General features: G+C 71.3%; 24 protein-coding genes. 7 read left to right on the top strand and 17 right to left on the bottom strand.

What is annotated here, in order from left to right:
• The first annotated feature begins 47 nt into the window (after window positions 1–47).
• Both OG753_RS29730 and OG753_RS29735 read left to right on the top strand, forming a co-directional pair.
• Window positions 48–1664, top strand: a complete 1617-nt coding sequence (locus OG753_RS29730) for an iron ABC transporter permease (RefSeq protein WP_327266954.1) — start codon at window positions 48–50, stop codon at window positions 1662–1664.
• Window positions 1664–2701, top strand: coding sequence for an ABC transporter ATP-binding protein (locus tag OG753_RS29735; protein WP_405790802.1), 1038 nt, complete (start codon window positions 1664–1666; stop codon window positions 2699–2701). Before OG753_RS29730 ends, OG753_RS29735 begins: the two co-directional genes overlap by 1 nt.
• Here OG753_RS29735 and OG753_RS29740 read toward each other — a convergent pair.
• The 10 genes from OG753_RS29740 to OG753_RS29785 all read right to left on the bottom strand — a co-directional run bounded on the left by OG753_RS29740 (window position 2698) and on the right by OG753_RS29785 (window position 12509).
• Complete coding sequence (locus OG753_RS29740; RefSeq protein WP_327264676.1) at window positions 2698–3942, bottom strand: cytochrome P450; 1245 nt, start codon at window positions 3940–3942, stop codon at window positions 2698–2700. The genes OG753_RS29735 and OG753_RS29740 overlap by 4 nt on opposite strands.
• Window positions 3943–4009: 67 nt before the next feature.
• A complete protein-coding gene (locus OG753_RS29745; RefSeq protein ID WP_405790804.1) occupies window positions 4010–5413 on the bottom strand; it encodes an NAD(P)/FAD-dependent oxidoreductase in 1404 nt (467 codons plus the stop codon).
• Complete coding sequence (locus tag OG753_RS29750; RefSeq protein WP_405790806.1) at window positions 5410–5673, bottom strand: ferredoxin; 264 nt, start codon at window positions 5671–5673, stop codon at window positions 5410–5412. Before OG753_RS29750 ends, OG753_RS29745 begins: the two co-directional genes overlap by 4 nt.
• A 121-nt stretch (window positions 5674–5794) precedes the next feature.
• Window positions 5795–6439 carry a hypothetical protein gene (locus OG753_RS29755; RefSeq protein ID WP_327264679.1) on the bottom strand — a complete coding sequence of 215 codons (645 nt, stop codon included), beginning with the start codon at window positions 6437–6439 and terminating at the stop codon, window positions 5795–5797.
• A gap of 99 nt (window positions 6440–6538) precedes the next feature.
• Window positions 6539–7444, bottom strand: a complete 906-nt coding sequence (locus OG753_RS29760) for a hypothetical protein (RefSeq protein WP_401273454.1) — start codon at window positions 7442–7444, stop codon at window positions 6539–6541.
• Between the two features lie 80 nt (window positions 7445–7524).
• A complete protein-coding gene (locus OG753_RS29765) occupies window positions 7525–8616 on the bottom strand; it encodes an LOG family protein (protein WP_327264681.1) in 1092 nt (363 codons plus the stop codon).
• 26 nt (window positions 8617–8642) lie between these two features.
• Entirely contained in the window at window positions 8643–9716 is a 1074-nt protein-coding gene (locus tag OG753_RS29770) for a hypothetical protein (protein ID WP_327264682.1), read from the bottom strand.
• On the bottom strand, window positions 9698–10456 hold the full coding sequence (locus tag OG753_RS29775; protein WP_327264683.1) for an ATP-binding cassette domain-containing protein: 759 nt from the start codon (window positions 10454–10456) through the stop codon (window positions 9698–9700). Before OG753_RS29775 ends, OG753_RS29770 begins: the two co-directional genes overlap by 19 nt.
• A 185-nt stretch (window positions 10457–10641) precedes the next feature.
• Complete coding sequence (locus OG753_RS29780) at window positions 10642–12021, bottom strand: aspartate aminotransferase family protein (RefSeq protein ID WP_327264684.1); 1380 nt, start codon at window positions 12019–12021, stop codon at window positions 10642–10644.
• Window positions 12006–12509 carry an Lrp/AsnC family transcriptional regulator gene (locus tag OG753_RS29785; protein ID WP_327264685.1) on the bottom strand — a complete coding sequence of 168 codons (504 nt, stop codon included), beginning with the start codon at window positions 12507–12509 and terminating at the stop codon, window positions 12006–12008. The genes OG753_RS29780 and OG753_RS29785 overlap by 16 nt, the downstream gene beginning before the upstream one ends.
• A gap of 168 nt (window positions 12510–12677) precedes the next feature.
• Between OG753_RS29785 and OG753_RS29790 the strand changes: the two genes are divergently transcribed.
• From OG753_RS29790 to OG753_RS29800, 3 genes are all read left to right on the top strand, one after another.
• Entirely contained in the window at window positions 12678–14117 is a 1440-nt protein-coding gene (locus OG753_RS29790; protein WP_405790809.1) for a gamma-aminobutyraldehyde dehydrogenase, read from the top strand.
• Window positions 14118–14209: 92 nt separating this feature from the next.
• Window positions 14210–15388, top strand: coding sequence for a spermidine/putrescine ABC transporter substrate-binding protein (locus OG753_RS29795; protein ID WP_327264687.1), 1179 nt, complete (start codon window positions 14210–14212; stop codon window positions 15386–15388).
• Between the two features lie 76 nt (window positions 15389–15464).
• Window positions 15465–15929: a hypothetical protein gene (locus OG753_RS29800; protein ID WP_327264689.1), complete on the top strand. Its 465-nt coding sequence runs from the start codon at window positions 15465–15467 to the stop codon at window positions 15927–15929.
• A gap of 17 nt (window positions 15930–15946) precedes the next feature.
• On the opposite strand, the gene OG753_RS29805 is transcribed toward OG753_RS29800, so the two are convergent.
• The 5 genes from OG753_RS29805 to OG753_RS29825 form a co-directional block, all read right to left on the bottom strand.
• Window positions 15947–17134: a serine hydrolase domain-containing protein gene (locus OG753_RS29805; protein WP_405790812.1), complete on the bottom strand. Its 1188-nt coding sequence runs from the start codon at window positions 17132–17134 to the stop codon at window positions 15947–15949.
• Window positions 17135–17279: 145 nt separating this feature from the next.
• Window positions 17280–17954: a response regulator gene (locus OG753_RS29810; protein WP_405790813.1), complete on the bottom strand. Its 675-nt coding sequence runs from the start codon at window positions 17952–17954 to the stop codon at window positions 17280–17282.
• Window positions 17951–19108 (bottom strand): sensor histidine kinase, encoded by a 1158-nt coding sequence (locus OG753_RS29815; protein ID WP_405790814.1) that lies wholly within the window; start codon window positions 19106–19108, stop codon window positions 17951–17953. The genes OG753_RS29810 and OG753_RS29815 overlap by 4 nt, the downstream gene beginning before the upstream one ends.
• Window positions 19109–19128: 20 nt before the next feature.
• Window positions 19129–19818 carry a glycerophosphodiester phosphodiesterase gene (locus tag OG753_RS29820; RefSeq protein ID WP_327264694.1) on the bottom strand — a complete coding sequence of 230 codons (690 nt, stop codon included), beginning with the start codon at window positions 19816–19818 and terminating at the stop codon, window positions 19129–19131.
• Between the two features lie 34 nt (window positions 19819–19852).
• Window positions 19853–20878 (bottom strand): adenosine deaminase, encoded by a 1026-nt coding sequence (locus OG753_RS29825; RefSeq protein ID WP_327264695.1) that lies wholly within the window; start codon window positions 20876–20878, stop codon window positions 19853–19855.
• Window positions 20879–20989: 111 nt separating this feature from the next.
• On the opposite strand from OG753_RS29825, the gene OG753_RS29830 reads away from it, so the two are divergent.
• Window positions 20990–21694 carry a DUF4190 domain-containing protein gene (locus tag OG753_RS29830; RefSeq protein ID WP_405790815.1) on the top strand — a complete coding sequence of 235 codons (705 nt, stop codon included), beginning with the start codon at window positions 20990–20992 and terminating at the stop codon, window positions 21692–21694.
• A gap of 10 nt (window positions 21695–21704) precedes the next feature.
• On the opposite strand, the gene OG753_RS29835 is transcribed toward OG753_RS29830, so the two are convergent.
• Entirely contained in the window at window positions 21705–23291 is a 1587-nt protein-coding gene (locus OG753_RS29835) for a TROVE domain-containing protein (protein ID WP_405790817.1), read from the bottom strand.
• Window positions 23292–23879: 588 nt separating this feature from the next.
• Entirely contained in the window at window positions 23880–24434 is a 555-nt protein-coding gene (locus tag OG753_RS29840) for an NADAR family protein (RefSeq protein ID WP_327264698.1), read from the bottom strand.
• Between the two features lie 194 nt (window positions 24435–24628).
• On the opposite strand from OG753_RS29840, the gene OG753_RS29845 reads away from it, so the two are divergent.
• Window positions 24629–26146, top strand: coding sequence for a gamma-aminobutyraldehyde dehydrogenase (locus OG753_RS29845; RefSeq protein ID WP_405792855.1), 1518 nt, complete (start codon window positions 24629–24631; stop codon window positions 26144–26146).
• The last annotated feature ends 26 nt before the right edge of the window (window positions 26147–26172 follow it).

Genomic DNA, 26172 nt, shown 5'->3' on the forward strand with positions numbered 1-26172 from the left:
CCGGCCCCCGCGAGGGGGCGCGGGCGACCGCCGTGCGGCTCGCCCTGATGGCCGTGCCGCTCGCGTTCTTCGGGCTGTTCTTCGCCTATCCGGTCGTCGCGATCGTCGGGCGCGGGCTCAAGACCGACGAGGGGTGGCAGTTCGGCCGGTTCGCCGAGGTGCTGGCCCGGCCCGACATCGCCGACGTGCTGTGGTTCACCACCTGGCAGGCGCTCGCCTCCACCGTGCTCACCCTGCTGATCGCGCTGCCGGCCGCCTACGTCTTCGCGCGCTTCGAGTTCCCCGGCAAACAACTGCTGCGGGCCGTGGTGACGGTTCCCTTCGTGCTGCCGACCGTGGTGGTCGGCACCGCCTTCCTCGCCCTGCTGGGGCGCGGCGGGCTCACCGACGAACTGCTCGGCGTCCGGCTCGACACCACCGTCTGGGCGATCCTGCTCGCGCACGTCTTCTTCAACTACGCCGTGGTCGTCCGCACGGTCGGCGGGCTGTGGGCCCAGCTCGATCCGCGCCAGGAGGAGGCCGCCCGGGTGCTGGGAGCCGGGCGGTTCACCGCCTGGCGGCGGGTGACCCTGCCCGCGCTGGCCCCTGCGGTGGCGGCCGCCTCGCTGATGGTGTTCCTGTTCACCTTCAGCTCCTTCGGCGTCGTCCTGATCCTCGGCGGGCCGTCGTACTCCACCCTGGAGGTGGAGGTCTACCGGCAGACCGCGCAGCTCCTGGACCTGCCGACGGCCGCCGTCCTGACGATGGTGCAGTTCGCCGCGATCGGCGGGATCCTCGCCGTGCACGCCCGGACCGTGCGCAAGCGCGAAACCGCGTTGCGGCTGGTGGACCCGGGCCGCACCACGCACCGGCCGCGCGGTTGGGCCCAGCGCACGCTGCTGGGCGGGGTGCTGCTGACCGTCGCGCTGCTGATCGTGCTGCCGCTGGGCGTACTGGTCGAGCGGTCCTTCGACGCCCCCGGCGGCTACGGTCTCGGCTACTACCGGGCCCTGCAGGACGCGGGCGCCGGCGGCGGGACCTTCCTGGTGGCGCCGCTGGAGGCGATCTGGAACTCCCTGCAGTACGCGCTCGCCGCCACCGCGATCGCGCTGGTCATCGGGGGACTCGCGGCCGCGGCCCTGACCCGGCGCGGAGGCCGCTTCGTACGCGGCTTCGACGCGCTCTTGATGCTCCCGCTCGGAGTGTCCGCCGTGACGGTGGGCTTCGGCTTCCTGATCACCCTGGACGAGCCGCCGCTCGACCTGCGGACCTCGTGGATCCTGGTGCCGCTGGCCCAGGCGCTGGTCGGCGTGCCCTTCGTCGTACGGACCATGCTGCCGGTGCTGCGCGCCGTGGACGGCCGGCTGCGGGAGGCAGCGGCGGTGCTCGGCGCCTCGCCGCTGCGGGCCTGGCGGGAGGTGGACCTGCCGCTGGTGCGGCGGGCGCTGCTGATCGCGGCCGGGTTCGCCTTCGCGGTGTCGCTGGGGGAGTTCGGCGCGACCGTGTTCATCGCGCGGGCGGACCGGCCGACGCTGCCGGTGGCCGTGGCGCGGCTGCTGGGGCGGGCCGGGGAGCTGAACTACGGCCAGGCGATGGCCCTGAGCACGATTCTGATGCTGGTGTGCGCGGTGTCCCTGCTGCTGCTGGAGCGACTGCGGCCCGACAAGACCTCCGGAGAGTTCTGATGACACTGCTTCAGCTGGAAGGGGTGTCGGTCCGCTTCGGTGAGCGCGCGGCCCAGCACGCCCTCGACCGCGTGGACCTCGCGGTCGCCGAGCACGAGGTCGTGTGTGTCCTCGGCCCGAGCGGAAGCGGCAAGTCCACGCTGCTGCGGGTCGTCGCCGGGCTCCAGCAGGTGTCCGGGGGCAGGGTGCTGCTGGGCGGGGCCGACCAGGCCGGGGTACCCGTGCACCGACGGGGCGTGGGCCTGATGTTCCAGGACCACCAGCTCTTCCCGCACCGCGACGTCGGCGCGAACGTCTCCTTCGGCCTGCGGATGCGGGGCGACGGGCGCGCCTCGTGCGCGGACCGGGTCACGCAGCTGCTGGACCTGGTCGGGCTGCCCGGTGCCCAGGGCCGGGCGGTGGCCTCCCTGTCGGGGGGCGAGCAGCAGCGGGTGGCGCTGGCCCGGGCGCTGGCGCCGTCGCCGCGGCTGCTGATGCTGGACGAACCGCTGGGGCAACTGGACCGCGGGCTGCGGGAGCGGCTCGTGGTGGAGCTGAGGGGTCTGTTCTCCCGCCTGGGCACGACCGTACTGGCCGTCACGCACGACCAGGGCGAGGCCTTCGCCCTGGCCGACCGGGTGGTGGTGATGCGGGACGGCCGGATCGCGCAGGCCGGCACCCCGCTGGAGGTGTGGCAGCGGCCCGCGTCGGAATTCGTGGCCCGCTTCCTCGGCTTCGAGAACGTGGTCCCGGCCGTGGTCTCGGGCACGGAGGCCGCCACCGCATGGGGCGGCGTCCCGGTACCGGCCGGATCCCCCGAAGGGGAGCAGCGGCTGCTGATCCGCCCGGCGGGGGTCGTGCTCTGCGCGGCGGGCCTGCGGTGCGAGGTGGTGTCCCGCACCTTCCGCGGCACGCACGTCGCGCTGCAGCTGCGGCCGGAGGCGGGACCGCTGCTGGAGGCCGAGTGCGAGCTGGCGGGGGCGCCGGCCGTGGGGGACCGGGTCGCGGTGACCTTCACCCCCGCCGAGGTGGTCGTACTTCCGCAGGACACGCCTTAGGGACGGATGCCGTCGCAGGCGATCTGCAGGTGGCGCGGGCCGCGCAGGACCGCGTTCTGGCGGTAGGGCGGCGGGTCCTCCAGCAGCCGCGGGTTCTCCAGCCGCCGGGCCAGCTCGCTCAGCGCCAGCTGGGCCTCCTGCCGGGCCAGCGGCGCCCCGAAGCAGCTGTGGATCCCGCTGCCGAGGCCGAGGTGCTGGATGTCCTTGCGGTCGGGGTCGAAGCGGTCGGGGTCCTCGAAGCGCTTCGGGTCGCGGTTCCCGGAGGCCAGCATCAGCCACAGGGAAGCGCCCTTGGGGATGGTGACACCGGCGACCTCGATGTCGGAGAGGGTGGTGCGCTGGGGCAGCAGCTGCACGGGCGGCTCGTACCGCAGGAGTTCCTCGACGATCGGGACCGCCAGGTCCGGGTCGTCGCGCAGCCGCCCGAGGGCCTCCGGGTGGCGCAGCAGGGTCAGCATGCCGTTGGTGATGAGGTTGACCGTGGTCTCGTGGCCCGCGATCAGCAGCAGCGCGGAGGTGCTGAGCGCCTCCATGGTGGTCATCGCACCGTCCGGGCCGTCCGCCGTCGCCAGCTGGGACAGCATGTCGTCGCCCGGCTTCTTGCGGCGCTCCTCGATCAGCCCGGCCAGGTACATGCCCAGTTCCATCCGGGCGTCCATGGAGCCCTTCCCGTGCTGCGTGGGGTCCGCGTCCGGGTCGGGGTCCAGGCTGGCGGCCAGGGTCTCCGCCCACACGTGGAAACGGGGCTCGTCCTCGCGGGGGATGCCGAGGAGCCGGCAGATGACGGTGACCGGGAAGGGGTACGCGAACTGGTCGACGAGGTCGATCCGGTCCAGCCGGCCCGTCTCCACGATGCCGTCGATGAGCCCGGAGACGAGGCCGCCGAGTTCGTCCCGCATGTCGTGCACCCGGTGCGGGGCGTGCGGCGGTCCGAACGGCCGGTTCGTCATCCGCCGCAGCCGGTCGTGGTCGGGCGGGTCGAGCTTGAGGAAGGAGGGCGGCAGGGTCGTCCCCTCCTCCTCGTCCTGGCCCAGCGGATCGTCCCCGGTGGCCTTGAGGTTCTTGGCGTCGGAGCTGATCCGCGGGTCGTGCAGAAGGCTGTGGATCTCGTAGTACGTGCTGATGACGTACGGTCCGTCCCCGTCGTGGGACACCGGGGTCTTGCGCAGTTCCTCGTACAGCGGGTACGGATTCGCGCGGTTCGCGTAGTCGATGATCTCCCGCAGCAGGGCTTGTGTCATGACAGGTCCTCGTGATCCTCGGGGGACGGCGCGGTGCCGCGCGGCCGGTGGTGCGCGGGGGCGAAGGTCATCTTCCGGGGGTGAAGGTCATCTTCCGGTCGGCCGGCGAATAGCCGCTCAGCGTGATGGTCGGCCCGTGGGTGGGGACCGAGGGGTCCGGGAAGTCGGCCGGCAGCGGCTTGATCCCGTCGGACCTGCGGTCCACCGTCGAGAACGGCGGCGGGAACGGCTCGGTGCCCTCGATCTGCTGCTCGTAGAACGGCAGCCACCGGCAGTTGTCGAAGGTGACGGCGGCGATCGTCCGCCCCTGGTAGCCGTACACGGCCGCGAAGCGGCGCTCGGCGAGCGAGCCCTGGGTGATGAGGATCTCGGTGCCCATCGGAGGTACCCCGACCGACTTGATGTTCACACCGAACTGCGAGGACCAGAACGCCGGAACCCACAGGTGGGGGCGGCGGTCGGCACTCTCGCTGAGCATGTTGTGCGCGGCGGTGTCCGCCTGGGCGACCGCGTTGCCCCAGTGCTCCAGCGACAGGAACTGGTAGCCGAACAGGGCGTGCGGGGAGCGGGCCACGTCACCCGCCACGTAGATGTCATCGGTGACGATGCCCCGCACGTCGAAGGCCCGGCAGCCCGCGTCGCAGGCGATGCCCCGCGGGCCCGCGCCCAGCCCGGAACCGGCGAGCCACTCGGTGTTGCGCTGCGCGCCCAGCGAGACGACCACGACGTCCGCCTCCACGGTGGAACCGTCGGAGAGGTGGGCGGCGCGGACCCGCCCGGAGGGGTCGCCCTCCAGTGAGGTCACCATGACACCGGTGCGCAGGTCGACGCCGTGCTCCCGGTGCATCTCGGCCGCCACCTCGCCGATGACGCCTCCCAGCGCACCGACCAGCGGCGCCGCGCCCCGTTCGGCGACGGTGACGTCCAGGCCGCGCTCCCGGCAGGCGGAGGCGATCTCCGACCCGGTGAACCCGGCGCCGATGACCAGGACCCGGCGGGGACCGGCGGCCAGCGCCCGTTGCAGCCCTTCGCCGTCGTCGCGGGTGCGCAGCACGAAGACACCCTGGAGGGCGCCTTCCTCGGCGTTGGGCCAGGGCCGGGCGCGCACTCCGGTGGCGATGAGCAGCCGGTCGTACTCGACCTCGTCGCCGTTGCCGAGCCGGACCCGGCGGCCGGCCATGTCCAGGCCCGTGGCCGGGACACCCAGGCGCCAGTCGGCGTCGATCGCCCGGCGGCGGGGGAGCGCCGTGTGGTCGGCGACCGCGTTGCCCAGCAGGACCTGCTTGGACAGCGGGGGCCGGTCGTACGGCTCGTACGGTTCGTCGCCGATCATCGTGAGCGAACCGGCGAAGCCCTTCTCGCGCATGGTCTCGGCTGCTCGCAGACCGGCCAGCGAAGCGCCGACGACGACGATGCGGCCCTCGCGCTTGAGGTGCTCCAGGGATCCGTCGCGTGTTCCTGCACCGGTCACCGTGCGCCTCCGGAACGAGATCCGGATCCGGCCACGGCGTCCGGGGCGGCCATCTTCGCCATGTCCTCGTCCGTGATCTCCAGGAGGATGGCCTGGACCGGACAGGCGGCCACGGCACGCAGGACGTTCTCGCGCTGCTCGGGATCGGCGTCCGGGTTGTACAGGAGCGACTCGTCGCCGTGCATGGCGAAGACGTCGGGAGCGAGGAATGCGCACTGGGCGTATCCCTGGCAGCGGTTGAGGTCGACGACAAGCCTCATGACGGTTCTGCCTTTCCCTCGGCCGTTCATCCCCGTCGCCCCCGGAACCCCCCGGTCCGCCCCTTCCCACCAGAATGCACGCGGCGCCCACAGGCCGCCTGCCGGAGTAAGGATCCCCAGGTCAGGGCGGGTCGGTGCGGTCCGGAGGGGTGCGCCTGGCGGTGCCGCGGCGGACCCGCAGGATGTACAGGCTGAGGACCAGCGCCCAGGCCGGGAACAGCAGCTCGGACCAGGGGACGCCGGAACCGATGACGAGCAGGAGCAGGCCGACGACGGTGCCCAGCATGGCCAGCGGCCGCGGGAAGACGCCGAGCATCCGCCCGATGGTCGAGGTCGCGAGGACGAAGACGGCCGCCATGCGCATCGCGTACGTCGCGAGGAGGGTGTAGGCGTAGTGGCGGCCGAAGTCGGAGGGCGTGCCCTCGGCCAGCACCGTGCCGGCCGCCGCGGCAGCGGCGAACAGGGTGGCCACGAAGACGAATCCGCTGCCGAGGAACACGGTGGCGATGAACCTGTCCTCGGCATCACCCGTGTGGGTGCGCAGGGCGCCCATGAACCAGAGGAAGAAGATGCCCGCGAAGGGCACGATCTCCAGCGCCGCCTGGACGGCCCAGCGCCGGTCCGGGTCGATGGGCACGTCGGCCGCGTCGCCCGACGGGATGGCGATCCGCATCAGGACGATCGCCGCCGCGAGCAGCAGGGCGAAGGCGACCCCGGCCATGCCGGCCGCGCGCGGAGTGTCGAGCCGATCGGTCGTGGGCGTCATGGACCCTCACTCTCTCCCCCGGTCCAGCAAGCGACAGCCGCTGCGGCGCCACCACCGGGGGGCGGCCGACCGGGTGAGGGCACCCGGCCGGCCGGAGGGTCAGCCGACCGGCTGCGGCACCGGGTCCCCGGCCTCCTCCTCGGCCCCCTCGTGCTTGCCGTACCAGGCCACGGCCACCGCTCCGGCGACGGCCAGGACGAAGCCGAGGACCGCCAGCCAGGCGAGGCCGGGGCGGGAGGCGTCGCCCAGCCACAGGACGCCGATCGCGCCCGGGAGGACCGTCTCGCCGACGACCAGGGCCGCCGTGGCGCCGTTCACGGAGCCGATCTGCAGGGCGACCGTGTGCAGGTACATGCCGCCGATGCCCGCCACCAGGATCGCGTAGAGGGCCGGGTCGGTCAGGAAGGTGCCCAGGTCGAACGGGTCCACGCCGTTCAGGATCCGGACGCCGACGCCGAGCGCGCCGAAGCCCAGGCCCGACAGCAGGCCCGCCAGGATCGCGGCGCCGCCGCCCATCAGGCGCACGACCACCGTGCCGCCCACCATCAGCACCAGGGTGATCCCCAGCAGCCACCAGTGCGTCGACATCGGCGCGTGGTGGCCGCCCTCGTGGCCCGCGGCCGTCGCCAGCAGCACGAGCGCGGTGCAGACCACACCGATCGAGGTCCATTCCTTGCGGCTCAGCCGGATGCCCAGCATCTTCACGCTCAGCACGGCCGTGATCACCAGGTTGGCGCTGATCACCGTCTGGGACAGGAAGAGGGGAAGGAGGCGGGCGGCCAGGGCCCCCAGCCCGAAGCCCACGAAGTCCAGGATCGTGCCGACGATGAATTCCCAGGTCATCGCCGCCTTTGCGGTGGACGACAGATTGGGGCCGCCGTGGGCGGTCACCCCGGCGGCGGTGGGGGACATCCGTGCGGCGCGGCGCGATCCGACGGCTTGCAGCACGGATCCCGTGCCGTAGCAGATGGACGCCGCGACAGCGGTCAGCAGGCCTATGAGCACCAAGGGCTCCGTTCACGTCTGGCAGGTTTTGCGGTACCTCTACCAGACGTGAGAACGGGCCGGGAAGTTGCTTCCGGGGCTCAGCTCATTGACGCGAGAACGTCCGGGACCTCGTCCACGGAGTCGACGAGAGCGATCCGGGACTCCATCGCGCGGCCGCGCGCCAGGGCCTGGAGCAGCGGCCAGGCCGGCAGGTGTTCGGTCCAGTGGGTGCGACCGACCAGGATCATCGGCACCGGCTCGCCCCGGGACTCGTAGTAGTTCGGCGTCCCGCTGTCGAATATCTCCTGGACCGTGCCCGCCGCGCCCGGCAGGAAGACCACGCCCGCGGTGGAGCGGGCCAGCAGCCCGTCCTCACGGGTGGCGTTCGCGAAGTACTTCGCGATGTGCCCGGCGAAGGCGTTCGGCGGCTCGTGCCCGTAGAACCAGGTGGGGATGCCCACCGAGTCCCCGCCGGCGGGGAAGCGCTCGCGCACGGCGAAGGCCGCGCGCGCCCACTCGGACACCGACGGCGTGAAGGAAGGGGCCTTGGCCAGCAGCTCCAGGGCCTCCGCGAGGGCGTCGTCCGGGGCCGGGGCCAGGTAGGCGCCCAGGTTGGCGGCCTCCATCGCGCCGGGGCCGCCGCCGGTGGCCACCGTCAGCCCGGACCGGGTCAGCGCCCGGCCGAGCTCCGCCGCACCGCGGTAGTCCGTACCGCCGCGGGCCAGGGCGTGGCCGCCCATCACGCCCACGACCGGGACGCCGGCGAGGTGCTCGTCGAGGGCGTCGGAGACGGCGTCGTCGTGGATGGAGCGGAGCATCGAGGAGAAGACGTCGCCGTCGGACTTCGTCTCCTGGAACCAGGCGTACGCCTCGGCGTCCGGGGTGACCTCGTACCCGTCGCGCAGCCCGGTGAAGAGCTCCTCCGGCGTGTAGAGCAGGCCCCGGTACGGGTTGAACGGCAGGTCCGGTACGGGCGGGAAGACCAGCGCGCCGTCGGCGCGGACCTTCACCGCCGCATCGGGCTCCATCGCGCAGCCCAGGAACACGGCCGTCGAGGTGTCGGCCGCCAGCAGCGCGAAGGTGCGCTCCAGCAGGTTGACCGACTGGATCCGGTAGCCGCTGAGCGAGCCGCGTGCCGCGACCCGGTCGAATTCGGCGAGCGTCTCGATCTCGATGTCTGGGTTGACCATTCGGCCCACCCTAAGGGCTGCTCGGCTCAGCGGGTCAGTGCCAGTGACGTCAGCTGCGCCACACCCCAGCACAGGGGTACGCACACTGCGAGGAGCGCGGTGGCCCGCAGACTCGCGGCGCTGCGAAGGACGTTGGAGGGGGCGCCGAGGTCGAGCAGGGCCGTGCGTCCGGGTTCCCGGCTCCGGCGGGCCTCCACCACCGATGTGAGAAGGGTCGCGGCGGCGCACAGGGTCACCAGGGCGGCGGCCGGCCCGGTCAGCGGGCCCAGCGGTACGGGCAGCCCGCCCCGGTCGCGCAGGGCGAGGGCGGTCAGTCCCCCTGCGGTCACCGAGCACAGCACCCCGAGCGAGGGGCCGATCCGGGAGGCTTCCTGCTGGAGGATCCGCCCGGCCAGCAGCCGCAGTGCGCCGGGGCGCACGGCCTGGACCAGGCTCCCGCAGGCGTAGGCGAGCCCCGGTCCGGCGAGGGCGAGCCCGATCGCGGTCAGCGACCAGCCGACGAGCATCCCGGAGCCGCTGCGGCCCGCGTAGGCCAGGGCCGCCAGGCCGCAGGCGGTCAGCGCGATGCCCCAGGGCAGTCCGCTCTGCGGGGCCAGCGGCGGGTGCGGGCGCAGCGCGAGGGCGGTGGCGGCCGAAGCGGTCACCGGGATCAGGCACAGCAGGGTGAGGGCGCCCGCCACCGGCACAGGCTGGTCGGCGTGGAGCAGTTTCGCCCCGGCCCCGTCGAACGGCAGCCCGGCCAGCTCCCCGCGCAGGTGGAGGAAGACGGCCAGGGCCAGGGCGCTGCCCAGGGCGCAGGCGACGGCGGTGGAGATGGCGGCGGCGAGCATGAGCCGTACGGGGCCCAGTCCCGCGGCGTCCATTCCCTCGCGGGGCTGGGTCGCGGGGTCGGCCCGGGCCACGACGACGGCGAAGTGGACGGTGACGGCCAGCGGGATCAGGGCCCACAGCAGGCGAGGGAACGATCCGGCAGGCTGGGCCACGGCCCCGGCGAGTACGTAGAGCAGCAGGAAGCCGGTGCCGGCCGAGGCGGCGGCGACGAGGAGCCGCCGCAGCTGGACGAGCGGCCGGGAACCGCGGGCTAGGCGGAGAGCGAGCACGCGGCCTGGTCCTCCGTGGTGTCGGCGACGGGGGAGGCGGCGGCCGCGGCCCCCGCGAGGCGGCCGTCGAGCAGCGCGATCCGGCGGTCCGCGACGGCGGCGGTGGCCTCGTCGTGGGTGGCCAGCAGGACGGTGATGTCGTGGGAGCGGGCCGCGGTGGTCAGCGTACGGAGCAGCAGGGCCCGCTCGGTCCGGTGCAGCGGGGCCGTGGGCTCGTCGGCGAAGATCACCGCGGGCTCGTTGACCAGGGCACGGGCCAGGGCGACCCGCTGGCACTCGGCGCGGCTGAGGGCCCCGGGGCGCTTGCGGGCGAAGCCGCCGATGTCGAGGCGGTCCAGCCATTCGCAGGCGGCGTTGCGGGCGCTGCGGTGGGAGGCCCCGGCGAGCAGCAGCGGCAGCGCCGCGTTCTCCCAGACCTTCAGCTCGGGCAGCAGCTGGGGCTCGTGGCCGATCCAGCCGAACCGGTCGCGGCGCAGGCGTTCGCGGATGAGCGTGCCCATGGTGTGAACGGGGACGCTGTTGAACCAGACCTCGCCCTGCTGGGGCCGCAGCTGCCCGGACAGGCAGCGGAGCAGGGTGGTCTTGCCGCTTCCGCGGGGGCCGGTAAGGGCGAGGATCTCGCCCTGGCGGACTCCGACGGAGACCTCGACGAGGGCGGGGGCCCCGTCGTGGGAGTAGTGAAGGGACCGAGCCCACAGGACGTCATTGTCAGGCGGGGCATTGTCCGGTGGAGCCACCATGGCGTACACCTCCGTCCGAGGGAACGAAGCGGAGCCGCTCGAAGTCACTGGCGCCGCAATGAGATGTAAAGAGATGAACCTCTTGGATGGTGACAGCACACGGCCCGGACCCCCGCGTTCTCACTCGAACGGAGGATCCGGGCCGTGTGGTTGGACTGTCGCGGCTCGGACGATCTACGGTCCGGCTACAGCTTGGTCCATGCCTCGGTGAGCACCGAGCGCAGGATGCCTTCGATCTCGTCGAAGGTGCCCTGGTCCGCGATCAGCGGCGGCGCGAGCTGGATGACCGGGTCACCGCGGTCGTCGGCCCGGCAGTACAGGCCGTTCTCGAAGAGCGCCTTGGAGAGGAAGCCGTAGAGCACGCGCTCCGTCTCCTCGTCCGTGAAGGACTCCTTGGTGCTCTTGTCCTTGACGAGCTCGATGCCGTAGAAGAAGCCGTTGCCGCGGACGTCGCCGACGATGGGCAGGTCGTGCAGCTTCTTCAGGGTCGAGAAGAAGGCGTCCTCGTGGTCCAGCACGTGCTGGTTGAGGCCTTCCTTGTCGAAGATGTCGAGGTTGGCCAGCGCCACCGCCGAGGAGACCGGGTGGCCGCCGAAGGTGTAGCCGTGCAGGAAGGTGTTGTCGCCCTTGTAGAAGGGCTCCGCGAGGCGGTCGGAGATGATGCAGGCGCCGATCGGGGAGTAGCCCGAGGTCATGCCCTTGGCGCAGGTGATCATGTCCGGCACGTAGTCGAACTTGTCGCAGGCGAACATCGTGCCGAGGCGGCCGAACGCGCAGATCGTCTCGTCGGAGACGAGCAGGACGTCGTACTCGTCGCAGATCTCGCGGACCCGCTGGAAGTACCCGGGCGGCGGCGGGAAGCAGCCGCCGGCGTTCTGCACCGGCTCCAGGAAGACGGCGGCGACGGTGTCGGCGCCCTCGAAGAGGATCTCCTGCTCGATCTGGTCGGCGCACCAGCGGCCGTAGGCCTCGGGGTCGTCGCCGTAGATCGGGGCACGGTAGATGTTGGTGTTCGGCACCTTGTGCGCACCGGGTACCAGCGGCTCGAAGGGGGCCTTCAGGGCCGGCAGGCCGGTGATCGACAGGGCGCCCTGCGGGGTGCCGTGGTAGGCGACCGCACGCGAGATGACCTTGTACTTGGTGTGCTTGCCCTGGAGCTTGAAGTACTGCTTGGCGAGCTTCCAGGCGGTCTCGACGGCCTCGCCGCCACCCGTGGTGAAGAAGACCTTGTTCAGGTCACCGGGGGCGTAGTGGGCGAGGCGCTCGGCGAGCTCGACGGCCTTGGGGTGCGCGTACGACCAGATGGGGAAGAACGCGAGTTCCTGAGCCTGCTTGTAAGCGACCTCGGCCAGCTCCTTGCGGCCGTGACCGGCGTTGACCACGAACAGGCCGGCGAGACCGTCGAGGTAGCGCTTGCCCTTGTCGTCCCAGATGTAGGTGCCCTCGCCCCGGACGATGGTGGGGACGGGGGAGTTCTCGTAGGACGACATGCGGGTGAAGTGCATCCACAGGTGGTCGTACGCGGTCTTGGAGAGGTCCTGGCTCACGGTTATCGGGTTCCCCACATGTAGGTCTGCTTCTTCAGCTTCAGGTAAACGAAGCTTTCGGTTGATCGCACGCCGGGGAGCGTGCGGATCTTCTTGTTGATCGTTTCGAGCAGATGGTCGTCGTCCTCGCAGACGATCTCCACCATCAGGTCGAACGAACCTGCGGTCATGACCACGTACTCGCACTCGGCCATGGCGGTCAGCGCATCGGCCACCGGGTCGAGGTCGCCCTCGACGTTGATGCCGACCATGGCCTGGCGTCGCAGGCCCACGGTGAGCGGGTCTGTGACGGCGACGATCTGCATGACGCCCTGGTCGAGCAGCTTCTGCACCCGCTGGCGCACCGCCGCTTCGGAAAGGCCCACGGCCTTGCCGATCGAGGCGTAGGGACGGCGACCGTCCTCCTGCAGTTGCTCGATGATCGCCAGGGACACAGCATCGACCGAAGGGGACGGTTGTCTGTTCCTGGAATCTGCGCTTCGACTGACCACGGCCTCACTCTGCACGAGGGTCGTCTGTTCCGCAAGGTGGAATCAATGAAATCCGTTGTTTGACGACCTGGATCTCACTGATTTCGTAGTTGGTGGCCTCCGGGTCTGTCGAAAGCCTCCGCCAAGAGGCTAGGCTTGGCTTTTGTCTCAATCGTTGGACATGTGATCAGGAGTGTGGCTGTAGTGACCACCGAACTGCGTCGTCTGCGCAACTACATCGGCGGGGAGTTCAAGGACGCCGCTGACGGGCGGACCACCGAGGTGGTCAACCCGGCCACCGGCGAGGCGTACGCCACCGCCCCGCTCTCGGGCCAGGCCGATGTCGACGCCGCCATGGCCGCCGCCGCGGCCGCCTTCCCGGGCTGGCGCGACACCACCCCCGCGGAGCGCCAGAAGGCACTGCTGAAGATCGCGGACGCCTTCGAGGCGCGCGCGGACGAGCTCGTCGCCGCCGAGTCGGAGAACACCGGCAAGCCGCTGGGCCTCACGGCCAGCGAGGAGCTGCCGCCGATGGTGGACCAGATCCGCTTCTTCGCGGGTGCCGCGCGACTCCTGGAGGGCCGCTCGGCCGGCGAGTACATGGAGGGGATGACCTCGATCATCCGCCGTGAGCCGGTCGGCGTCTGTGCCCAGGTCGCGCCGTGGAACTACCCGATGATGATGGCCGTGTGGAAGTTCGCCCCGGCCATCGCGGCGGGCAACACCGTCGTGCTCAAGCCCTCGGATACCACCCCGGCCTCCACCGTGCTGATGGCGGAGATCATCGACTCGGTGCTGCCCAAGGGCGTCTTCAACGTCATCTGCGGTGACCGCGAGACCGGCAAGGCCATGGTCGAGCACTCCACCCCGGCGATGGCCTCCATCACCGGCTCGGTGCGCGCGGGCATGCAGGTCGCCGAGAGCGCCTCCAAGGACGTCAAGCGCGTCCACCTGGAGCTCGGCGGCAAGGCCCCGGTCGTGGTCTTCGAGGACGCCGACATCGCCAAGGCCGTCGAGGACATCGCGGTCGCCGGCTACTTCAACGCCGGCCAGGACTGCACCGCCGCCACCCGCGTGCTCGTGCACGAGTCGATCCACGACGAGTTCGTGTCCGCGCTCGCCAAGGCGGCCGCGGACACCAAGACCGGTCAGCCGGACGACGAGGACGTGCTGTACGGCCCGCTGAACAACCCGAACCAGCTCAAGCAGGTCGCGGGCTTCATCGAGCGCCTCCCCGCCCACGCCAAGGTCGAGGCGGGCGGCCACCAGGTCGGCGAGAAGGGCTACTTCTACGCCCCGACCGTGGTCTCCGGCCTCAAGCAGGACGACGAGATCATCCAGAACGAGGTCTTCGGCCCCGTCATCACCGTCCAGTCCTTCGCGAGCGAGGGTCAGGCCCTGGAGTACGCGAACGGCGTCGAGTTCGCCCTCGCCTCCTCGGTGTGGACCAAGGACCACGGCCGCGCGATGCGGATGTCCAAGAACCTCGACTTCGGCTGCGTGTGGATCAACACCCACATCCCGCTCGTCGCCGAGATGCCGCACGGCGGCTTCAAGAAGTCCGGCTACGGCAAGGACCTCTCCGCCTACGGCTTCGAGGACTACACGCGCATCAAGCACGTGATGACCTCCCTCGACGGCTGATCGGCCGCATCGATCACAGCACAGCGTTGACGGGGCGGGCAGTAGACAACATGTCTATTGCCCGCCCCCTCGCGTTCGCCGAGGCTGAGCCCATGCCTGAACTCGCCTTCTCCCGCCGTTCTGCGCTGTACGGCCTCGGTGCCGCGGGCCTGACGGCCGCCCTCGCCGGCTGCGGCGTGCCCGCCGCCTACGTTCCCGAGGAGGGGCGCGGGGGTCCGGACCGTTCCGAGCGCGACCGCAGCGTCGTCTTCTCCAACTGGCCGCTCTACATCGACACCGACGAGGAGGACGAGGAGCGCCGCCCGACGCTGGAGGCCTTCTCGGAGCAGACCGGCATCGAGGTCCGGTACACCGAGGAGATCAACGACAACGACGAGTTCTTCGGCAAGGTCAGCCCGGCCCTGATGAACCGCCAGGAGACCGGCCACGACCTGATCGTGGTCAGCGACTGGATGGCCGCCCGCTTCGTCCACCTGGGCTGGGCCCAGAAGCTGGACCGGTCGGCGCAGCCCAACGTGACCCGCCACCTCGACCCGCAGCTGCGTTCCCCCGCCTTCGACGCGGGCCGGCTGCACACCGTCCCCTGGCAGTCGGGGATCACCGGGATCGCCTACAACCGCAAGGCCCTGGGCCGGGAGATCAAGTCGGTGAAGGACCTGTGGCAGCCGGACCTGGCGGGCAAGGTCACCCTTTTCTCCGGCCTCGACGAGTCCTTCGCCCTGCTGATGCAGGGCAACGGTGTGGATGTCACCCGCTGGACCGAGTCCGACTTCCACCGGATGTGCGACCAGGTCGAGAACATGGTGAAGAAGAAGCACATCCGCCGCTTCACCGGCAACGACTACACCTCCGATCTGAGCAAGGGGGATGTCCTGGCCTGTCAGGCCTACTCCGGTGACGCCATCCAGCTCCAGGCCGACAACCCGGACATCGAGTTCGTCGTCCCGGAGGAAGGGGCCGAACTCTGGGCGGAGAGCCTGCTCGTCCCCAACCTGGCCCGGCACAAGGCCAACGCCGAGGCCCTCATCGACCACTACTACGCCCCGGAGGTCGCCGCCTCGCTCGCGGCCTCCGTCAACTACGTCTGCCCCGTCCCAGCCGCCCGCGAGGTCCTGGCCGCCTCCGACGACCGGGAGACCGCCGAACTGGCCGAGAACCCGCTGATCTTCCCGGACGAGGACATGCGCAAGAGGCTGGTCGTGGCGCGGGACATCTCCTCGGCCGAACGCCGCTCCCTCGCCAAGCGCTGGAACGCGATCGTCGGGCTCTGACCAGCAGTCGGAGGCGAACTGAACACGTTCAGCAATCTGGCTGAACGTGTTCAGAAATAGGCGTAGGCTTCCTTCCATGAGCGAGAGAAGCGCCCTTCAGCGGCGGATCCGTGCCTGGTTGACCCTGTTCCTGATGTGCCTGGTGCTCAGCGGCCTCACGGCCTTCCCACTCGTCAGCGAGCTCCGCTGGGCCAATGCCCTGATCGACAACGAGTGGTTGCGACGCGTGGGCGACGGGCTGAACCAGGCCGACGCGGAGTACCCCTTCCTGCTCTACGGCACGGACTGGCTCGCCTTCGCCCACCTCGTCATCGCCGTCTTCTTCTACGGGGTCCACCGCGACCCGGTCCGCAACATCTGGATCATCGAAGCCGGGATGATCGCATGCGCCGGAGTGATACCCCTGGCCCTGATATGCGGCCCGATCCGCGGGATCCCCTTCTGGTGGAGCGTCATAGACATGTCGTTCGGCGTCTTCGGAGTGATACCCCTGCTGGTGCTCCACCGCATGATCAAGCGCCTTGAGGCGATGCCCGCCTAGTGCTGTGACCGCACTGGCTACTTGGCGAAGGCGGCCATCACGATGCCGAGCGCCACCGGGTTCGTGTCCTCTCCCTTCGCGTTGGTCGAGTTGACCGAGTAGACCAGCGTGCGGGAGAGGTCGCGCGTCGCGCCTATCGCGGTGTTGTAGCCATGCCGGCCACCCGTCTTGCCCCACGCCACCGTGCCGTCCGGCAGCACGAGCCTGGCCAGGCCTGCCGTCAGCGTCGCATCCTTCCCGTTGACGAAGTTCTTCACCGCGGGCACCGTGAACATCTCCTCCAGCTGTGCCCTCGGCACGATCCGGCCGCTGAACAGGGCCACGGTGAACCGCTCCAGATCAGCCGTGGTGGAGATGATGTCTCCCGCCGCCCACCGGTCCGAGGAGTTCCACTCGGTCACATCGCGCAGCTCGCGCGACCCGTCCGCCTTCGGTATCGCCTGGTAGCCCCGGTTGTGCGGTCCGTGGATCCTCGTCTGGGTCCGCTCGGGGAAGGAGGTCTGACGCAGACCCAGCGGCCGGAGGATCCGGCGGGCGACCGCCTCCTCGTACGGAATGCCCGTCACCTTCTCGATGAGCACCCCCAGCACCGTGTAGTTGATGTTCAGGTAGTGCTGGGCCGAGCCCGGGGCGAACTCGGGCTTCTTCGCGAAGGCGTCGGCCAGCTGATCGTGCGGGTCGGTCACATCGAAGCGGTGCTCCCACTGCGCCTCGAACGAGTCCCCCGGACCGTCCGCGGCCGGTATGCCGCTGGTGTAGTTGAGCAACTGCCGGACCGTGACCGTGCCGTAGGCGTCGGGAACCGTCCCGGGCAGGTACCGCCGGACCGGCCGGTCCAGGTCCACCCGGCCCTCGGCCGCCAGCTGGAGCACCACGGCGGAGGTGAAGGCCTTGGTCACCGATCCGGCCCGGAACCGCCCCTGCTCGACGGCTTCCCGCTCGGTGACGACGTCCGCGACACCGGAACTGCCGTGCCAGCCACCGCTCGTACCGCCCACCCGGACCAGCGCGGCCGTCGCGTCCCTGTGCTCCGCGCCGAGGCCGGCGATCGCCCGCTCCAGAGCCGCCGTGTTCGGCGGGGCCGAGACGACCCGCGTGGCGGCGCCCACCGGGCCGGGAGCCGGAGCAGCGTGGGCGACGACCGGTCCCGAAGCGATACCCAGGACCAGGGCGGTGGCGATCAGCATGCGCGTACGAGTGTTCATGGCGAAATCCCCCGTGAGTTCACCGGGCCACCGTGGCCCGATGACTCAATGCTCCTGCTCGCAGGGGTAGTTGCGGATCACCAGCGAGAGGGGTCTTCACCGGTACGACAACTCACCGGCGCGAGGGATGCGACACGCCGTCCTCTCACTCCCCGGAGGGAGTACCCGCCGTGATGAGGCCCGTCTCGTACGCGCAGATCACCGCCTGGATCCGGTCCCGCAGCCCCAGCTTCGCCAGCACGTTCCCCACATGCGACTTCACCGTGTGCTCGCTCACCACCAGCGCCGCCGCGATCTCCGCGTTCGACAGCCCCCGCCCCAGATGCAGCAGGGTCTCCCGCTCCCGCGCCGTCAGCCCCGCCAGCCGGTCCGCCGGGAGGACGGCCCGCGCCGCGCCCGTCACCGCCGTGTACTCCTCGATCAGCCGCCGTGCCACCGAGGGTGCCAGCAGGGAATCGCCCGCCGCCACCACCCGTACCGCGTGCACCAGATCGTCCCGCCGCACGTCCTTCAGCAGGAACCCGCTCGCCCCCGCGTGCAGCGCCTCGTACACGTACTCGTCCGAGTCGAAGGTCGTCAGCATCACCGTTCGGCACGCGCTCCCGGCGGAGATCTTCCGGCACGCCTCGATCCCGTCCAGCACCGGCATCCGGATGTCCAGCAGCGCCACGTCCGGCGCGAGCCGGGCCACGGCGTCGACCGCCGCCGCGCCGTCCCCGGCCTCCGCAACGACCTCGATGTCCTCCCGGGCGTCCAGGATCATCGCGAACCCGCTGCGCACCAGCTCCTGGTCGTCGGCCACCACCACACGGATCGTCAATTCCCCACCTCCAGCGGCGAGGTTACAAGGACCACCCGCACCGCGTACCCCCGTCCCTCCGGGCCCGGACCGGTCCACGCCGTCCCGCCGTGCGCCGCCGCCCGCTCGCGGATCCCGATCAGGCCGTGCCCGCCCGGAGCCCCGCCGGGCACCCCGCCGCCGGGACCCCGCCCGTCGTCCGTCACCTCCACCGTGAGCGATTCCGGTCCGTACGCGAGCATCACCCGGACCGTCGAAGCCCCCGCGTGCCTGACCACATTGGTCAGCGCCTCCTGCACCACCCGGTGCACCGTCGTACCCACCGCGGCCGGCAGTTCGCGCACCGTGCCGGTCCGCTCGTACGACACCCGAAGACCGCCGGCCCGGACCCGGTCCACCAGCTCCGGCAGCCCGGCGATCCCCGGCTGCGGGCTCCTGGGCGCCGTTTCGTCGGTGCGCAGGACGCCCAGCATCGCGCGCAGCTGCCCCATCGCGTCCCGGCCCGTCTCCGCGATCGCCTCGAAGGCCGCCTCGGCGCGCTCCGGGGCCCTGCGCACGGCCACCGGACCGGCCTCCGCCTGCACGATCATGATGCTGACGGCGTGCGAGAGGATGTCGTGCATCTCCCGCGCGATCCTGGCCCGTTCGCGCGCGGCCGCCTGCTCGGCCTCGATCCGGTTGGCCCGCTCCAGCTCGGCTGCGCGGGCCAGGAGGGCCTCGGTGTAGGCCTGCCGCGTGTGCTGGAGCCGCCCCAGGGCGTAGGCCGCCGCCGAGACGAAGAGGGTGAACAGCAGCTCCCGCGCCGTCCCCGTCTCCCAGCCCACCGACAGCGCGAGCGCCACCACCGTGGCCAGTCCCACGGCCGCGCGCACCCGAGGGGTGCACTGCAGGGCCACGGTGTAGAAGGCGATGAGGCCCGCGTACGGCAGCGGCTGGCCGGGACCGTCGAAGGCAACCTTGTAAACCCCTCCGAGGGTCACGATCGCGGCGAGCACGGTGACCGGCGCCCGGCGCCGCCAGACCAGCGGCAGCACGGCGGCCGTGGTCATGGCGTACGAGGACCAGGTCGCGGCCGGGAGCTCCGGGGCCCGGGGCACGACGAACGGCATCGTGACGGCCAGCTGCACCAGCAGGGTCAGGCCCAGGTCCTGCCACCGCGGATCCGCGCCGCGCATTCCTTCCCGGAAGGCCCGTATCACCGTCCGAGGCCGGCCCGCACGGCCGCCAGTGCGTCCAGCCGGTTCGTGGTGATCGAATCGACCCCCGCCGTGAGGAGGCCCTTCATCGTCCGCCTGGTGTCCGCGGTCCACGCCGACACCAGCAGGCCGTCCCGGTGGAGCGCGTCCACCAGCTCCCGGCTCACCAGCCCGAAGCGGTAGTTGAGCCAGCGCGGCGCCACGGCGTCGATCAGCACCCGCCGCGGCGGCGACAGCGTGGTCCAGGTCAGCGCGATCTCCGCGGCCGGGTCGGCGGCGCGGACCGCCAGCATCGTGTTCGGGCCCGCGCAGTAGAACGTCCGCTCGCGCGCCCCGCATTCGCGGACCTGGTCCACGACCGTGCGCACCGATTCGAAGGTGGCGCCAGGGAGATCGAGCATCAGCCGGCCCGGCCCGGCGGCCAGCAGGGCGTCGTGCAGCGTGGGAACCCCGCCCTGCGTGAGCTCCTTCAGCTGCGGGGCCGTCACGTCGCCGAGGCGTACGTCGTGGCCCCACAGCCGCAGGAGCGTTTCGTCGTGGAGCAGGACCGGCACTCCGTCACGGGTGAGCCGTACGTCGATCTCGACGGCGTCCGCCCCGCGCGCGAACGCGGAGCGGATCGAAGCCAGGGTGTTCTCACGGACACGGTAGGGATCGCCGCGGTGGCCGACGGCAGTCAGAGTGCTCATGTCCCCATTGTCGGGGGCGCGTTGCCGGCAGACGTCAGCGCGCGAGCCATTCGGCCGTGTACGTGTCGATCTCGGCGGTCAGCTTCGCCTTGCCGGCCGGGTCCAGGAAGGAGGCCTCGACGGCGTTCTTGGCGAGCTGCGCGAGCCCGCGCTCGTCGAGATCGAGGAGGCGTGCGGCCACCGCGTACTCGTTGTTGAGGTCGGAGCCGAACATCGGCGGGTCGTCGCTGTTGATGGTGACGAGCACGCCCGCCGCGACCATCTCCTTGACCGGGTGCTGGTCGAGGTCGGTCACCGCACGGGTGGCGATGTTGGAGGTCGGGCAGACCTCCAGCGCGATCCGGTGCTCGGCGAGGTACGCGAGCAGCTCCGGGTCCTGGGTGGCGCTGGTGCCGTGGCCGATGCGCTCGGCCCCCAGCTCGCGGATGGCGTCCCAGATCGTCTCCGGGCCGGTGGTCTCGCCGGCGTGCGGGACGCTGTGCAGGCCGGCGGCGCGGGCCGCGTCGAAGTACGGCTTGAACTGCGGGCGCGGCACGCCGATCTCGGGGCCGCCGAGACCGAAGGAGACCAGGCCCTCGGGGCGGTGGTCGACGGCGAGCCGGGCGGTCTCGGCGGCGGCCTCCAGGCCGGCCTCGCCGGGGATGTCGAAGCACCAGCGCAGGATGACGCCGAGTTCGGCCTCGGCGGCCCTGCGGGCGTCCTCGATGGCCTCCATGAAGGCCTTCTCGTCGATGCCGCGGCGGGTGGAGGAGTACGGGGTGATGGTCAGCTCGGCGTAGCGGATGTTCTGCCGGGCCATGTCGCGGGCGACTTCGAAGGTCAGGGTGCGGACGTCGTCCGGAGTGCGGACCAGGTCGACCACCGACAGGTAGACCTCGATGAAGTGGGCGAAGTCGGTGAAGGTGAAGTAGTCGGCAATGGCCTCGGGGTCGGTGGGGACCTTCGAGTCGGGGTGCCGCGAGGCGAGCTCGGCCACGATGCGAGGGGATGCCGAGCCGACGTGGTGGACGTGCAGTTCGGCCTTGGGCAGCCCCGCGATGAAGGGGTGCAGGTCGGTCATGGGGAGTGCCTCCGGGAGGACGCGGGTGCGTGCGGTTGGGGATTCATCGTAGGCACGCCCGTGACTGTCGGTGGCAGCGCTTAGCATGGCTGTACGAGAGGGGGGCTCCGTATGAACGACAGCAGTCCCGAGCCGCGCGATCCGTGGGCGCCGCCGGAGCGGCCGGCGGTCGAGCTGGGCAAGGCGCAGGGTCCGCAGGGCACACCGGGCGTGTCGGGCCCGCCGTCCGTGCACGACCAGCCGACGCTCGCCGGAATGCCGGGCGACCGGATCCCGCCGTCCGCACCGCCCCAGAACCCGATACCGACGCAGAATCCGATGCCGACGACGGCCCCGATACCGACGACGCCGACGACCGGGCAGCCCGCGTCGGCGGTGTACGGGTATCCGGCCCAGCCCGGCTACGGATACCCCGGCGACGCGGGATACCCCGGTCCTCCCGGCTATCCCGGGTACCAGGCATACCCCGGCCAGGGCGCCTACCCGCCCTACGGGGCCCGGCGCAGCAACGGCCAGGGCACCACCGCACTCGTCCTCGGGATCCTTTCGGTCGTCGGCTGCTTCACCAGCTTCTTCGCCATCGCCCTCGGCATAGCCGCGGTCGTCTTCGGCACCCTGGGCCGCGGCAAGGCGAGCCGCGGCGAGGCCGACAACGGCGGGATGGCGCTCGCCGGCATCATCCTGGGCTCGATCGGCATCGTGCTGGGCGCCCTGCTCCTCGTGGTCATGTTCGCCGGCCTCATGGACGAGGGGCCGGGCGAGGACTCGCGCTACGACAGCCCGTACGACAACTCGCAGGTGCGCGAGAAGGTCTGACGGGGCCGCCTCAGGAGGCCCACGGCCAGTCGGCGTCCAGGCCCGCCTCGATCAGGGACACCATCCGGAAGGCTCCGTCCGTGAGCCCGCCGAAGGTGTGCCGGTTCGCGGTGCCCGAGGGCGCGTGCCCCACCCGGTAGCCGGCCAGGTTCCAGGTGTAGACCGGGACCGTGGACGGCACCTCGGCCGTCGGGTCGCCGCCGTGACCGTAGGCGGCCTGCTCGTCGGTGACGATCAGCACCCGGTCGTGGCCCCGGTAGTGCTTCTTCACGGCCTCGGCCGTGTAGGTCCCGCCGAGATGCCCGAACCGCTCCAGCACCTTCAGCACGGACTCGCCCCGGCGGCACCGGACGGCCTCGCTGGTCGTGCCGAACTGCACCAGGTCGGCCTGCTCGGCCCGCAGTGCCAGAGCCGCGCCGAAGACGGCCGCGGCGTCCGCACGGTTGAGCTTGGAACGGTCCGACAGCGGAGTCCACATCGACCCGGACCGGTCGACGAGGACCAGTGTCCGCCCGGGCAGCGCCGGTACGTTGGCCAGTGAGTGGCCGAGCGCCTGCTCCAGGGGATACGCCCAGCGCAGCGAGGGCGTGTGCTGATAGGCCGCCAGGTAGCGGAAGGGGAACTGCCGGGACCGGGCGACGGCCTCCGGGGCGGAGATCTTCGCCGCGACCCGGGCGGCGACCGCGTCCGATACCCCGGCCTGGTCGAAGTTGCGCAGGTTGCGCAGCAGAGCCATCGCGCCCATGGACGGGATGACCGCCTCCCAGGCGGCCGCGTCCATCGGCCCCTGCAGCCAGCCGGCCAGCGCCTCCCAGGTCATGCCCGCCTCCGCGAGCCGCTCGGCGGAGTCCGGTGCGGTGACCACGGCGCGCCGCTGCTCCACCGGCAGCTCCATCAGCGCCCGGTGCGCGGCGAGGGTCCGGTTGCCCGCGGGGACCTCCGCGCTGTCCGGGTTGTGCCTGCGGTCGAGGGCGTGGCGGAACAACTCGCCCTGCCACGGCTTGGCCGGGTCGGGGGAGGCGTGCACGAGGTTGAGGACGTCGCCGAAGCGGTAGGCCTTGGAGTCGGTGTCGTACTTCAGCAGCGAGGTGCCGGAGTAGAGGCGGCGCACGGCGTCGGCGATGCCGCGCTTGACGGGCTTGGGCACGTTCCGCCCGTACGTCGCCGTCCAGTAGGCCAGCAGCTCACCGGGCTCGTCCGCGCGCCGCAGCACCGAGTCCACGACCCCGCGGTTCGAAGGCCCGTCGGTGGCGCCCGCGTCGAGCCGTGCCTTCACGTACTCGGCGGCGCCGACGAGCGAGGCGGTCCGCATGTTCGCGTCGCCGCGGAGCCAGCCCAGCAGACCGGCCGTCCACACGGGATCCTCGACGGCGAGGGTGCGTACGAGCGCCGCGAAGCGGTCGTCGCGCGCCTCGCCGCTCTCGTACGCGCTCTGCTGCGTCACGAAGTTGGCGACGGCGAGCAGGAAGAGCTCGGAGCGCGGGTCGCGCAGGTGGCCGGGGCCGCCCTGAGCGGTGCGGGCGCGCCCGGCCGAGCGGACGGGCGAGGTGGGCGCGACGGGCGCCGGCCTGGACGCGCGCAGGTTGAAACGAGCCATGTGAATCCCCCCGAATTCAAAGCGAACGGGGGAGGCGTGACGTGCGGGATGCCCGAGATCGGAAGTCGGCGACGGACTTGTGTCAGCTGCTCTGATCCATTGAGCTACCGGCCGTGGCCGGGCGGGACTTGAACCCGCAACCAGCTGATCCGAAGAAGTAACCGTTGCCTGCGCACCGGGCATCCCGCACGCGTGCCTCCCGAGGTCAAGGTGGCGGCGGCCTGGATTCTCTGAAAGGGAAGGAGCCGCAGCCCGCGCACCGGGAGGTGCGTGACGTCAAGTGTCCAGAGAACAAGGCCGGCGAAACCACAAGGTGCTCTACCAGCTGAGCTACACCGGCCCGAAGCCGGTGACGGGACTCGAACCCGCGGCCGCCCGATTATGAGTCGAAGTAGGTCTCGCCTTCGCACCTGGACGAGGAACACGTTAGGCGGCGGGCCCGGGATCCACCACGCAATTACTCAGCAGCGCGGGCACCATCACCGAGGCGCCGTCCGTACCGCGCGAGAGGGGATCCCGGACGAGTCCGACCGCCGTCCGGGGCAGCCGCACTCCGGACGACGACCGCGGCGACCCGGCGCCGCTCTGTCACGCGGCGTCCTCGCGCAGCCGCTCGCGGGCCTCCATCAGGGCGAAGCCCAGCAGGTTCAGCCCGCGCCAGCGCACCGGGTTCAGGGCGCGGTCGTCGTCGGCGGCCAGTCCGATGCCCCAGATCCGGTCCATCGGGCTCGCCTCCACCAGCACCCGGCTCCCCGTGCCCAGCAGGTACGCGCGCAGCGCCGGGTCGGAGCCGAACTTGTGCACGCTGCCCTCGACCACCAGGGCGAAGCGCTCCCGCTCCCATATCGCGTCGTCGAAGCCGCGCACGAGCCGGCCGACCTTCTTCGCGGCCGCCGGGCTCTTCGCGGCCACCGCGGCGCGCTCCGCCTCGGCGTCCCCGAACAGCCGGGCCTTGCCGGCCATCATCCAGTGTTCCGCGGTCGCATAACGGACGTCACCGACAGTGAAGGCAGAGGGCCACCACTGGCTCAGGCAGCTCGGGCCGAGCCTGCCGTCCGGCTGCGGCCGGTGCCCCCAGAACGGCAGGTACTTCACCCGCTCACCACGGCTGACCTGCTTGATCAGATTGTCGATCATCTCCATGCACGCGAGTCTGGCACCCGCCACTGACACTTCGTACGGGATTTCCGGCGTGCCTCGACACATGGTCGACCGATTCCGTCGCGTAATCAAAAGGCAACAACGGAATCACTTGGCCGAGGGCACCACCTCTGTCAGGATCGGCACTCAATTCGAGCTGTAGCTCGAACTGTAGCTACGGAGAGCGTGAGAGCGTGATGGGCAACCGCTTCCAGGTCAAAGACCGCTTCGCAGACGGCGCGCAGTACATCGACGGGCAGCTGAGGGCCGGCACCTCCGGTCGGTCACACACGGTGGTCGATCCGGCCACCGGCGACGAGGTCCTCACCTACGAGCTCGCGAGCACCGCGGACGTCGACGAAGCCGTCGCCGCCGCCAGGAGGGCCTTCCCGGGCTGGTCCGGCGCCACTCCCGGCGAGCGTTCGGACGCCCTGCACCGGCTGGCCGCCGTACTGGCCGAACAGGCGGAGGACTTCGCGTACGCCGAGTCCCTGCAGTGCGGCAAGCCGATCAAGCTGTCCACGGAGTTCGACGTGCCGGGGACCATCGACAACACGGCCTTCTTCGCGGGCGCGGCCCGCCACCTCCAGGGGCAGGCCGCCGCCGAGTACTCGGGCGACCACACCTCGTACGTACGCCGCGAGGCCATCGGGGTCGTCGGCTCGATCGCGCCCTGGAACTATCCGCTCCAGATGGCCGCCTGGAAGATCCTCCCGGCGATCGCAGCCGGCAACACCGTCGTCCTCAAGCCCGCCGAGCTCACCCCGCTGACCTCCCTGATGTTCGCGCAGGCGGCCAAGGACGCGGGCCTGCCCGACGGCGTGATCAACATCGTCACCGGCGCCGGCCGCGAGGCCGGAGAGCACCTGGTGGGCCACCCCGACGTGGTGATGACCTCCTTCACCGGCTCCACCGCCGTCGGCAAGCGCGTCGCCGAGATCGCCACCGCCACCGTCAAGCGGCTCCACCTGGAGCTCGGCGGCAAGGCCCCCTTCCTCGTCTTCGACGACGCCGACCTGGAGGCCGCCGCCCACGGCGCCGTCGCCGCCTCCCTCATCAACACCGGCCAGGACTGCACGGCCGCGACCCGTGCCTACGTCCAGCGCCCCCTGCACGACGCCTTCGTCGCCCGGGTGGCCGAGCTGATGGAGAGCGTCCGCCTCGGCGACCCCTTCGCGCCCACCACCGACCTGGGCCCGCTGGTCTCGCACGCCCAGCGGGACCGGGTCGCCGCCTTCGTCGAGCGCGCCCGGGCCTACGCCACCGTCGTCACGGGCGGCGAGAGCCCGGCGGGGGACCTGGCCGAGGGCGCCTACTACCGGCCCACCCTCATTGCCGGCGCCGCCCAGGACAGCGAGGTGGTCCAGTCCGAGATCTTCGGTCCGGTCCTGGTCGTCCTGCCCTTCGACACCGACGACGAGGGGATCGCGCTGGCCAACGACACACCGTACGGACTCGCGGCCTCCGCCTGGAGCCGTGACGTCTACCGGGCGGGCCGCGCCACCCGCGAGATCAAGGCGGGCTGCGTCTGGGTCAACGACCACATCCCGATCATCAGCGAGATGCCCCACGGGGGATACAAGGCCAGCGGCTTCGGAAAGGACATGTCTGCCTACTCCTTCGAGGAGTACACGCAGGTCAAGCACGTGATGTACGACAACACCGCGGTGGCCGAGAAGGACTGGCACCGCACGATCTTCGGGGACCGTCCGTAACCATCTGCGGCTATCGCCGCGTGGGC

This window comes from Streptomyces sp. NBC_00029 (assembly GCF_045160505.1).
GTDB lineage: Bacteria > Actinomycetota > Actinomycetes > Streptomycetales > Streptomycetaceae > Streptomyces.